The organism is Rhodocytophaga rosea, from assembly GCF_010119975.1.
In the GTDB taxonomy this organism is placed as follows: Bacteria; Bacteroidota; Bacteroidia; order Cytophagales; family 172606-1; genus Rhodocytophaga; species Rhodocytophaga rosea.
This window is the reverse complement of record NZ_CP048222.1, coordinates 6,320,078-6,332,433: the sequence shown is the minus strand read 5'-3', so window position 1 is coordinate 6,332,433 and position 12,356 is coordinate 6,320,078. Positions and strand designations below refer to the sequence as shown.

Genomic DNA, 12,356 nt, shown 5'->3' with positions numbered 1-12,356 from the left:
ACCTACATTACAGGTAATCCTGCCCGAATTCTGAAGCTACCTTGTAAATCATAAAGATTGTCAGCAATTCGGCTTTTTCTTCCTGGCTGGCTTCCGTAGGAAGGTATAGATAGTATTGCTGAACTTTATCTTGCGCTGAACGGCTTACACCACTTTTCTGGATCAGCGCTTTTACCTGGTTGTTCAGCCGGAGTTCTAAGGTATATCTGGGAGCAGATTGATGTATTGTAAAAGAAGTATACCCGGTCATGCCTTCAAATTTTTTAGAGCTTAAGGTAAAGTCGCCCAGTTGCAACCCCTCTGAAAAACACTTCACTATCACTTCCGGTTTCTCATCATTGGCTGGTAGAGTAGAATCTTCCCTCCTGTTTTTCCATTGAAAAGTCGCCCACATCTGGTAAGCAGCTTCATTAAAATCATTTGTAAGTAGCGCCCGGCAGGTATATCCATCTTCTGGTGAATGTATATTGCCAGTATAATTTCTGGTTAAACTTAGCTTCATGGCATTGGCATTTTTTTTCGCTGGCTGAAAATTATACCGGTTTTGTTGCGGCTGTCCTTTTTGCAAAGGCACATCTGGTGCAAATTCTTCCAAGGAAAATAGTTGTGCTTTTTCAAGGAACGCTTTGTATTTATCGTGTGAAATAGCTGGCCGGTCATAGGTGCGGACAGGTAATTTTTTGGATGTATATGCAAATGCAGCCGCCTGTGATACTTCAAAAAGTTGCTTCATATTAGTAGCACTTAATTCAGCGATCCCATATATGCCGGTTTCAGGGTTTACTCTGGTACGAAACGGAACAACGGTTGTACTTTCATATACGGGCTTATTTTCCCTGTTTGTTACCCGGATATGGCACGTCTGATTAAAGTTTTTCGATGGAATCCCAGTTTCATCCATAGATGTAGTGGTCAGATTAATTACCATATAAATATCTACCATCAGGTCACCTGTGGTTGCTGGTAAAGAAGTATTAGAAAGGGAAGCATTGCCTGTAACTTGGTACGTTACCGGATTAGATCTTGTAAACAAAACCTGGCTTACCCCAAACTTCTGTTTAAGTAATTGTTGTAAAGTAGTTTTAACCGAAGATTGCCAGAGCGTATCTGATTCTATATAATCCGGAAAACTCTCGTCACTCAAAATACTGCGCCAAGCCGGATAGATCCTGACTTCTTGCCTGATACTTGCAACAACCGCTGTATCCTGCGCAGAAGCCCTGCCAGCCATTGCGATAATACATATTCCTATCCAGAAAAAACCTTTCATAAACAGTAAAATGAATCTATTTAACCATAATTAATGGTCTAGGTTAATAATATACTATGGCAAGTTAAGGGTTTTGACTGTATATCCTGTTAAGCCTCGTCGGGGAAAATATATCCTTCCTCGATACATAAACGAATAGATTATAACATACTGGGTTTTGTTTGTTAGTTTTACTTTTCAAAACTATTTGAACCGGCGCATGAGTTACTTTAATTATTTTAGCATCTACTCCTGCAACCTTATTTACATCAAACGCTTTTTCGTATAACTTTATGATCACCAACCCTATTTCCTACCTGAAAGCTGCTACGCTTGTATGCTCGCTTCTCTGGGCATCTGCGTGCAATAATACGGCAGAAAAACAAGCGGATACCCAAGAACAAGCTCTCCAATCGGGGATCGAATTTGAAAACATGGATACGCTTGTGAAACCCGGCGACAATTTTACTGCCTATGCCAATGGTAACTGGGCAAAAAAAACAAAAATTCCGGCTGACAAATCTTCGTATGGCGCTTTTCACATGCTGGACGATAAAGCACAGGAAGATGTAAAAGCAATTATTGAAGCGGCTGCCTCCGGAAAGTTTACTGACGGATCTGACGAGCAGAAAATTGGTGATCTGTACGGGTCTTATATGGACATGAAAGGGAGAGATTCTTTAGGAATTGCTCCATTGGCTGCCGAATTCAGTAAGGTGAATGCCATCGCCAGTCACAAAGACCTGCCTGCGTACTTTGCCTATGCCAATCAGATGGGAAATCTGGTTCCATTTACCCTGGGTGTAGAAACGGATTTTAAAGATCCTAAGAAATATATGCTTCATACCTGGCAGGATGGACTGGGTTTGCCCGACAGAGAATATTACTTTCTCAATGATGCCAAATCGAAAGACATCCGCAGTAAGTATGTAACCCACATTGAAAATATGCTCAAACTGGCAGGAGTTTCTGACAGCAAAACGAAAGCAAGAAAGGTTATGGCTCTGGAAACAGAAATGGCTTCCAAACACATGAAAAAAGAACAAACCAGGGATATTGTGGCCTTATATAATAAGTATGCAGCGAAAGATTTAAAAAACCTGATGCCTCATTTCGACTGGAATACGTATTTAAAAGCCTCTGAGGTAGAAAAGCAGGATAGTGTAGTGATAACACAGGTAGAATATACCAAAAGCCTGAACAACATCCTTAAAAACACACCAATTGACACCTGGAAAACCTACTTGACCTGGAGTGTGGTACATGGCTCGGCTACCATAGTAAATACAGATTTAGATAAAGAAAATTTTGAGTTTTACAGTAAAACACTCAATGGAGTACAAGAGCAACGTCCGCAATGGCGCAGGGCGGTGGATATGGTAAACGGCAGTATGGGAGAAATGGTAGGCAAGGTATATGTAAAAAATCACTTTCCGCCACAAGCGAAAGAACGGATGGAGGCGCTTGTAAAAAACCTGCTGAAAGCCTATGAAAGTAGTATTAAGGAACTCGACTGGATGGGTGAAGATACCAAAAAACAGGCACTGCATAAACTGAGTAAATTTACGCCTAAAATTGGCTATCCGGATAAATGGCGGGATTATGCTGAACTTAAAATTGCAAAAAACGACTTGTATGGCAATGCAAAACGGGCTACACTTTTTGAATATAACCGCAATATTAAAAAACTGGGCAAACCTGTAGACCGGGATGAGTGGGGCATGACGCCACAAACCGTAAATGCCTACTATAATCCGCCTTTGAATGAGATTGTTTTTCCGGCTGCTATTCTACAACCACCCTTCTTCGATATGAATGCGGAAGATGCGGTAAATTATGGCGGGATTGGCGGCGTAATCGGCCATGAGATCGGGCACGGCTTCGATGATCAGGGAAGCACATTTGATGGAGATGGGGTGATGCGCAACTGGTGGACTTCAACAGATTCATTAGAGTTTAAGAAGCGGACCACTTCGCTGGTTTCCCAATACAATGCATTTAAAGTATTTGATGATCTGAATGTAAATGGAGAATATACACTGGGTGAAAACATTGGCGATCTGGGTGGATTAAGCATTGCACTCAAAGCATATAAAACCAGCCTGAATGGCAAACCTGCTCCGGTGATTGATGGATTTACCGGCGATCAACGGGTATTTATTGGCTGGGCGCAAGCCTGGTTGAATATTGCCAGAGCAGAATCTTTGAGAAACCAGGTAAACACTGATCCGCATTCCCCTGCCAAATTCCGGGTAAATGGCGTGGTACGGAATATTCCTGAATTTTACACAGCTTTCAACATTCAACCCAGCGATTCATTATACCTGGCGCCAGAGAAACGGGTTAAAATCTGGTAGTGAACCAGAAGTTTACTACCAGATTTCTGTTAACAACTAATGGCTGCATCTTTAAAGGTGTGGCCATTATTTGTTATATGATCTTACAAAGAATTATGTTCTCTATAACGTTCAGGAAAGAAATAAAGCATCGTTTCTTTTGGTATCTAATCTAAAATCCTTTCAACCTGTAATATGAATTCAGTGATAGAAATAACAGAGAGAACGAATAGCCATTAACCATTTATATTTTACCATCAATTTATTACGTCGGCTTTTCTATTGTGCCTGTGATTGCACATACCTGTTTTCCATTCCAAAGACAATATTCAGCTTTTTTTTAAGCAGTACTCTACCTGTGCTTATCTACTTATGCGCTTATCTTACTTTAGGGAAAAGAGAGTTTAAAATGCAGGAACTACTTTAATCACCCTGGTTATTTTTGATCTATTCCCCTGATAGGCATACATTCCCATACAATACTGGTTATCAGTTGAATGACCTGCTTTATTAAGTTTCAGGACTATTTACTCAACTCCTACTATCGGATGAAAAATTTCTATATTCAATACCTGGCAAAAATTTTCGCCGTAGCTACACTACTTGGTTGTCTTATTTCCTGCACACAGGAAGTGGCTACTCCCACTGATAAGTCTGGGGAGGTAACGGCTTTCTGGCAGAAAGCCGCTATGCCCAACCAGCCCCGTAATGAAGGCATTGTAGGCTTACTGGCTGATGGAAGAGTGATTCTAACCGGAGGGTATTTATCAAATGGAAGTAGTTCAAGTTCTCTGTCAACAGAAGTGTATGATCCGGTTACAGATACGTGGACGATTGTTTCTGACAAAAGCCCGGAAGGCTCACCAAGTGGATTTTTCCGGTTAAAAAACGGGCATATGATTTTATTCAACAGGTCATCGGCTATTGTAAATGTATTCGACCCGGTTAAAAATCACTTTTATTCTATCGGACAACATGGTGGCCTCATTGGGGACTGGCTCACGGTTAGTGGCGCATGCGAACTAAGTAATGGAAAGGTGATTATTGTAGGCCGCAGTTCGCTGACAGTTTGGGACCAGCAGCAATCATTCAAAACTTTTAGTTTGAACAGCGGCACAAGCAGTGTACGGTTTGGTACCGTACATCAATTGCCCAATAGCAACCAGTTTATGATACTCGGCAATAGCTATTACCAGGGAAAAGCCATCATATATGAGTTAAATTCAAGCGGTCAAAACGAGCCCATACAGCTTGGTAATCCATTTAATATTGCAGGTATTAACACCCAGTCTGCTGCTACAGGCAATGGCAAACTCTTGCTGATGGGTGGTTCACTGGGAACTACAGTTAATAATGGCGCTATTCCGCCAACGCTTTTTAATCCGGCTAATAATAGTTTAACCAAAGTAATGAATACGGAAGGAGGCTTTACTGCTTTTTCGATGGGCATGCAAACGGTGATTGGTACTGATGAAGTGGGTAACATCTGGTTTACCGATGAACGCCTGCAACGGTATAAATTTGATTTAGCCAGCGAAAAAGTAGTATTAATGGGCAACCCCTTTGATTCCACTAAAGTTGTACCTTCTCCTTTTACTGAAACGTATATTTCATCTATTATCCTTAAGGATGGCCGTACATTGGCCTTTGACAAGGATCAGGCATGGATTTCTAAACAACCCTAGTGCCAGCGGACTTTAGCCAATAAAATATCGCACGTAATCTATTTATCCTCGCAGCCTTCAGTCAGAAATAATGGCATTAAAGTAATTGTTCCTGCTTTTATGAACCATACTAACATGTATTCTTTCTGGCTGACTGTTTCAAATTCATTTTACTACTGTAAAGTTATAAGAACAAACAAAAGTTGTGTCTTTTCCATTTAAATTGAATCTATACCTGACACTTAGGTACTTTTCTTTTTTTGCAAGCTTTTTTAAATCTTCATTTACAACAGAGATTATGTAAGTTGTTTAAGGCTGTCTAATAACAGCCAGTCCGGCTTTTATAGTAACCACCCTGCTTTTTCCATTTGACTCATAAATGGTAGCCGCTATTATATCTTCAGATAGTTTTAACACTCTGGCAGATTGAGATAAATAAGCAGAGCCATAGTAAAATTCCTGTTTGCTCTTTTTCCCGTTTTTGTGTGTAAGTATGGCGTACTGGTCAGATGGCAGGAGTTTAATGGATTCAGTGGTCGATTTATACGTGAATGACTCCAGGCTATCGGCATTACAAGCTACCAGTACCAGCGGATTACCTTTACTATCCATAAGTTCTGCTATTCCTTTGGCATCTTTGTTTACAAAAAAACCACTTTTGGTCACTGGCACCGGAGAGAAATCACCTTTGCCATCTCCTTTCAGCAACAAGCCCACAGAAGCATCATACTGGCCGGTTTGTACTTCGGCAGCATACGAGTTTCCAGTCAGCAGCACATCCAGTTGTCCATCTCCATCAAAATCCCGGGAGAGCATACCGAAAACTGGGGCAACCTGTGCCTGTATAGGAAGCGGCCTCATTACAAATTTTCCATTTCCCTGGTTTTCTATATATGCCGACTGAAAATATTCACTTCTTACCACCAGCGCTCCTTCCAGTTCTTGTTTTGTTAATACTTTATCTAACGTTGCTTTTCCATACTGTTCATACCTGGGAAAACGGCCCCGCATGCCGTTGATCTGGTCAATGAGGGCATCGCGGGGATGAGTGGGATGGTTTTCCCCCATAATATAATAGCACAAGATCGGGTCAATGCTGCCGTTCTGGTCATAATCCTTGGCATACACACAAACTGGCTCCTTTTCCGAAGCTTTGTATTTGGTATTTAGTCCCAGATTTCCGGCTACATAATCCATATCCCCATCCTGGTCGAAATCTCCGGAGGTGAGGCTATTCCACCATCCGGTAGCCTGGGCGGTTCCGGCATTGTTGGTAACATTAGTTAATCTGCCATTTTTATTCTCAAAAAAACTCACTGGCATCCATTCGCCGGTAACGATCAGGTCTATCTGGTTGTCATTATTAAAATCTGTCCACAGAGCAGCTGTTACTAAACCTGGCTTCTGTAATTCCTGGCAAAGCTGGGCCGTAATATCTGTAAACTTTCCGCCATTGTTCTGTAAAATGTAACTTCTGGCAGGCATCGGATATTTCCCAGGAACAATGCGGCCCCCTACAAATAAATCGAGGTCACCATCCTGGTCATAATCTGCGGCGGTTACACAAGAACCACTGGTACGCATCTCAGGTAAGGCAGCAGACTGGTGCGTAAAATTTCCTTTGCCATCATTTACATACAGCCGGTCCTGGTAATAGGCGGAATTTTCTTCAAACTCACTGCCACCGCTTGCCACATATAAATCCAGGTCACCATCCTTGTCGGCATCAAAAAACAGGCTTCCCATGTCTTCTTCCCGTTGTTTGGCAACCTCATGGCTTTCGAATGTACCCGAAGAAGATTGAAAAAAGAGAACACCAGATTTTCCGGCAGCGCCCCCTACATATACATCATCCAGTCCATTGCCATCTGCATCCCCCACTGCTATGCCCGGACCATTCTGCGAGAATTTATGCGGTAACAGGGGTTGAATCTTAAAATCTACATAGTCTGATTCCTGGTGTTTATAAACCAATCCATTTCTGCCGGAAATATTAGTGAACAGGGTTTGAGAGGGAATGTGAGCAGGAACTTGAACAGACTCTGGAACTTTGGATTGTTTGTAATCGATTACCAGGCGTTGTTTAGCCGCAACATTGTACAACTGTTGTAGTTTACCATCCGGCCAGGTAACAGTGAGTGTATCCACTTTTGTTATCGAACCCAGGCCAAAATGGATGAGCGGATCTACCGTGGATTTGTAACCTCTGTATAAGGTTTGTTCCTGAAATTGCTTTTTGCCGCCACTCACGAGCTCAATTTTAGTACCTATCCCATGTTTGTTCAAATCAGTACCGATTAGTTCTATCTGCAGATAAGTATGAGTAAGCACTTTATCTGCATTATTGCGGTAAATAGAAGCCTTCTGGTCAATATTATTCACCACCAGATCCAGGTCACCATCCTGGTCTAAATCGGCATAGGCAGCTCCGTTAGAATACCCAGGTTCGCTCATGCCCCAGGTCAGCGATTTGTCTTCGAAGGTAAGGTCGCCTTTGTTGCGGAAGATATAATTATGCACATTGGCTCCGGCTAGTTTATCCAGTTCACCGGCCATTCTTTTTTTATTTGTCTCATCTGTACCAAACATGGAATTTTCACGGCTATAGGTGATAAAATCCATATTGGTTACATCCTTGCGGTAGCCATTGGTAATCAGCAGGTCTTTCAGGCCATCGTTGTCATAATCGGCAAACAAGGCACTCCAGCTCCAGTCGGTATTGTGAATGCCTGCCAGCTGGCCAATTTCGCTGAAAGTGCCGTTGCCATTATTGAGTTGCAGGGTATTACGAATATACTGCGGAATATAGCCGTATTGCAGCGTTTGTTCAAAACGGTCGTAGTTGGGAGCAGGAAACATAGTTTTCTGACGCAGGTTGTCTTCCGGCAACATATCCAGCACGACTATATCTACCAGTCCATCATTGTTATAATCAGCTACATCAGTTCCCATCCCATTATGGCTCTGGTGTTTCATATATCTGGCTGCGGATTCTGTAAACGTACCGTTCTGGTTATTAATCCATAAGAGGTCGTTGGTGAGAAAATCATTGGCAACATATACATCGGGCCAGCCATCCTGGTTAATGTCACTCACGGCCACTCCCAGGCCATACCCTTCCACCAGAATACCTGCTTCTTTCGAAACATTCGTAAAGGTATGATCGCCATTATTGCGGTACAGCCGGTCGGTGCTTTTGCCTTCGCCCTTTGTAAACTTCGGGCGGGTGATGTTGCGGTTAAAGTTCTCGTAGGCATTGGTAAGCAGATACATATCCAGGTCGCCATCATTGTCGTAATCAAAAAAAGCAGCTTGTGTACTATATCCGGTATCAGCCAGACCATATTCCTTTGCCTTTTCTGTAAAAGTGCCGTTGCCATTACTCACAAAAAGCAGGTTGGCGCTTTGCGTACTATCTTTCCCGGCCACACACACATACAGGTCCAGCAATCCGTCTGTGTTGATATCTACCATCGCTACGCCAGTTGTCCATTTGGTAGTACTTACGCCTGCTTTTTCTGTAATATCTTCAAACTGAAAATTACCTTTGTTCAGATAGAGCTTGCCCGAAACCATATTGCCGGTAAAATAAATATCCGGAAGACTGTCATTATTAACATCCCCTACAGCAACTCCTCCCCCATTATAGATATAATCGAAATTGAGCGCATTCATGCTATCGCTGGTGGTGATGGTATTGGCGAAAGTGATTCCTGTTTCAGATGCAGGAACTAATTCAAACAGCCGGGAATCGTTGTTAGGTCGGCAAGCCGCCAGAAGAAGTAAGCTGACAACTAAAGTATAAGCAATTTTCATAAGACTGGTGAAAAGACAAATTCAGGCATCCCGGATAAATTACAAAATTACTCATTATAATGATATAAATAGGTTTCAATACAGCTTGTTTTTAAGATTAAACTTGTCCTGAGTATAGGAGAGGAAGATAAGATGAGAGAAAACAAAAAAGCATTAAGTAAAGCTACCTAATGCTTTTTATCCTTTAAACAAAATAAAAATTATTACTCTTAATTTAGTTGTACTTTCGAACTCAGATCCGGTTCATATTCGATCCGCTTTATTAGTGAATAACTTATAGCGGAAAAGAACCCATAAGATGTATAATTTCAATATTAAATTATGTTTTTGAATTATCCTTCCTGTACCCTCCTGCTATTTTAATATAATTATGAACCAATCAAATTCCTTTTCTAAAATATTACCCCTTTTTCTGCAACAAGCTGTATTGGAAATAGGATTTACTGAGTTTACTCCCATCCAGGAGGAGGTAATTCCCCTTATTCTACAAAGGAAAGATATAGCTGCTCAAGCAGAAACAGGCAGTGGCAAAACAGCCGCCTATGGACTGTCACTGTTACAGCAGGTGAAAATTCCGCTTACTCAAGTACAATTTCTGGTGATCGTGCCTACCCGTGAACTGGTGATGCAGGTACAAAAAGAATTAAAATCGCTGGGTAAATATACTTCCGGGCTAAAAACAGTGACCGTTTATGGGGACATTCCTTCCGGGAAGAGGTAAATTCGTTCAAACAACCCCCTCAGTTTCTAATTGCTACGCCTGGACGCGTGCTCGATCATTTGCAACGGAATACGTTCGATCCAACATATATAAGTGGCATCGTTCTGGATGAAGCAGATAAACTATTGGCATTAGGCTTTGAAGAACAGCTCAAACAGATCATAACCTACCTTCCGGCAAACAGGCAAAATCTCCTGTTTTCGGCTACTTTTCCTCCGGCTGTCGAACAACTGGTAAAAGCTGTGTTGAATTACGCTGTTTTTATCCGCACCAATGCTGCCGCTAATCCAGACAAAATTGAATTCAAAGCTTTCCGTATTTCTGCTGAAGCCAAGCCATCTTTACTATTGCGGCTTCTTTCTACACTCAAACAGGAGAGAATCGTTATTTTTTGTAACACCAGAGAACGGGTGGATGAAATAGCGGATTTGCTGAAACGGCAGGAATTTCCGGTGGCAGGTTTACATGGAGCGATGGATCAGCCTACCCGTGATCAGGTGATGGCAAAATTCAGAAATGGTTCTATCTCCTATCTGGTAGCCACAGATCTTGCCGCCAGAGGTTTACACATTGAAGAATTGAATGTAGTGATACATTTGGAAATCCTGCGGGAAGAAGCCAGTTTCCTGCACCGCAGCGGCCGGACCGGAAGAGCCGGCAAAAGTGGAGTAGTGTATTTATTTTTATCAGAAACGGAAGAAAAATACCTGCAAAAATGGCAACAAATAAAAGATATACACTGGCTTCATCAGAAATCACTTTCTGAAACCAGAACCACCATGGCAACCACCCCTGAATTTATTACCATTCATTTGAAAGCAGGCAAGAAAGAAAAGATGAGCGCTGGAGATATTGTAGGGGCTATTCTGGCAAAAACCCAGTTACAGGCTAATCAGATCGGCAAAATCGAAATATTCGACCATTTCAGTTATGTGGCTGTTCCTTTTGAGGAAGGTAAAGCACTCGTTGATATACTCAATCAGGTAAAAATCAAAGGCAATAAGATCAGGGCATCTCTGGTGAAGTAATAGGTATGGAATATATGCGGTTTAAATGCTTCCATATTTACTGACCATCGTAACATAAACGACAACAGCCCGGGAAAGCCAGGCTGTTGTCGTTTATGATATATATCTAGTTCTATGATAAAAATATTCTCGTATTCTCTACCTCTGACCTTATTTCTCCATTGTAGTTAGTCTGAAAATAAAGCCGGTTGGCTCAGCATTACGCATATTCAATTCGTCACCATCTTTAAGAGGCATTTTCGTAAAAGTATTGATCCCTTCAAAAGTCTGGTAAGATTCCTCTGTTTTACTGGAACTGCCATCTTTGTAATGCAGGGTAAAAGTAGGAAAGTCCATCCAGTCACCTTTAAAATCGAAGTCAAGCTTGCCATTCTGATCGATGCCACCAACCATATCAGTAATATGTATACCTGTAGCTTCGCCGGTCGCTGAGTAGAAATCAGGCAGACAAGATTCTATACCAGATACCATTCCATCATCTTCACCCTTCACTTCCACGTTCGTGATTTTACCATTATTATCGAGTTCAAATTCTATCTTCGTAGTAGCTGTATAGGTGAATGCAGCAATCGCACCAGGCGTACAAGTGCTGGTACGCAGCCACTCAACGTCCATCACCCATTTAAACATTTTTACTGTAATGTTAGATATCAGAATAATTTTGCTGCCCGAAGGTCCATCCATCTCTACAGACACCGCTACCGGATTTTGTGCAGGCACAGAAGCTGGTGCTTTATAGCTCATTTTAGCGCCCAAAGCACCGGATAAGCTACCGTTGGCACCGGAAGTTGGTCCTGCTTGGCCGTTCAGTCTCCAGGATTTGACTTTACTTGCATTTGCTAATTCTTCCCCTTCTACCAGGATTTCAGAATCATTCCCGGTGGGGATACGGAAACTCACCAGCCGCACCTGTAATTCAACCCCTTCATTAATCTGAACGGAAGCCTTACCAGGAATCAGTATATATTTTGTGAATAAAGCCTGGTCTTTGAGTTCTTTCAGGTTGCCAGTTACTTTTTTCTGGGCTGCATCTACCGTTACATCCTCTTTAAACTTCCAGGCACCATTGGTATTCTGGTATGCCATTCTCAACGCTTCCGGATTAGTACCCTCTACCTCAGCATCGGTATAATTAATGGTATAGGTAGCAGACTTTTCTAATTGCAATCCCGCTGGCGTTAAACGATAGGCAACCCCTATGCCATTGAACATTTTGTTGGAGACTGGCTGAATGCTAACGTTTGTGCTGCCTGCTAAAGCACCGGCAGGTATATCTATTTTAATTCTTCCATCAGCAGACGATATTGAACCTCCTTCTTTTCCAATAAGCACACTTACCGGAGTTCCTTGGGGTGCACCAATTTCTGTTACTATTTCGGTAGGTGGTTGTGGTTCCGGATCTTTACCCGGGTTTACAGGGTTGGGCTGATCGTCTTTTTTACAAGCCCAGAATGAGGCGATACAAATTAAGAATACGAATGCTTTTTTAATAGGTGTACTTGTTTTCATGGATGTGTATAGATTTTCGGGGGCTGCCAGGCT

At 42.0% G+C, this 12,356-nt stretch carries 6 protein-coding genes and 1 pseudogene; 4 read left to right on the top strand and 3 right to left on the bottom strand.

What is annotated here, in order from left to right; translation table 11 throughout:
* Window positions 1-7: 7 nt before the first annotated feature.
* Complete coding sequence (locus tag GXP67_RS26105; protein ID WP_162445846.1) at window positions 8-1,270, bottom strand: hypothetical protein; 1,263 nt, start codon at window positions 1,268-1,270, stop codon at window positions 8-10.
* 272 nt (window positions 1,271-1,542) lie between these two features.
* On the opposite strand from GXP67_RS26105, the gene GXP67_RS26100 reads away from it, so the two are divergent.
* Both GXP67_RS26100 and GXP67_RS26095 read left to right on the top strand, forming a co-directional pair.
* A complete protein-coding gene (locus GXP67_RS26100; RefSeq protein WP_162445845.1) occupies window positions 1,543-3,606 on the top strand; it encodes a M13 family metallopeptidase in 2,064 nt (687 codons plus the stop codon).
* 527 nt (window positions 3,607-4,133) lie between these two features.
* Window positions 4,134-5,270, top strand: coding sequence for a Kelch repeat-containing protein (locus GXP67_RS26095; protein WP_162445844.1), 1,137 nt, complete (start codon window positions 4,134-4,136; stop codon window positions 5,268-5,270).
* 288 nt (window positions 5,271-5,558) lie between these two features.
* Here the strand turns inward: GXP67_RS26095 and GXP67_RS26090 are convergent, their stop codons facing one another.
* On the bottom strand, window positions 5,559-9,065 hold the full coding sequence (locus GXP67_RS26090; protein ID WP_162445843.1) for a VCBS repeat-containing protein: 3,507 nt from the start codon (window positions 9,063-9,065) through the stop codon (window positions 5,559-5,561).
* A gap of 370 nt (window positions 9,066-9,435) precedes the next feature.
* Here GXP67_RS26090 and GXP67_RS26085 point away from each other — a divergent pair.
* Both GXP67_RS26085 and GXP67_RS26080 read left to right on the top strand, forming a co-directional pair.
* A pseudogene (locus GXP67_RS26085) lies at window positions 9,436-9,956 on the top strand (DEAD/DEAH box helicase); the annotation flags it as partial.
* Between the two features lie 72 nt (window positions 9,957-10,028).
* Window positions 10,029-10,814 (top strand): helicase-related protein, encoded by a 786-nt coding sequence (locus GXP67_RS26080; protein WP_394351985.1) that lies wholly within the window; start codon window positions 10,029-10,031, stop codon window positions 10,812-10,814.
* A gap of 150 nt (window positions 10,815-10,964) precedes the next feature.
* Here the strand turns inward: GXP67_RS26080 and GXP67_RS26075 are convergent, their stop codons facing one another.
* Window positions 10,965-12,323 (bottom strand): hypothetical protein, encoded by a 1,359-nt coding sequence (locus GXP67_RS26075; RefSeq protein ID WP_162445840.1) that lies wholly within the window; start codon window positions 12,321-12,323, stop codon window positions 10,965-10,967.
* Window positions 12,324-12,356 lie beyond the last annotated feature (33 nt).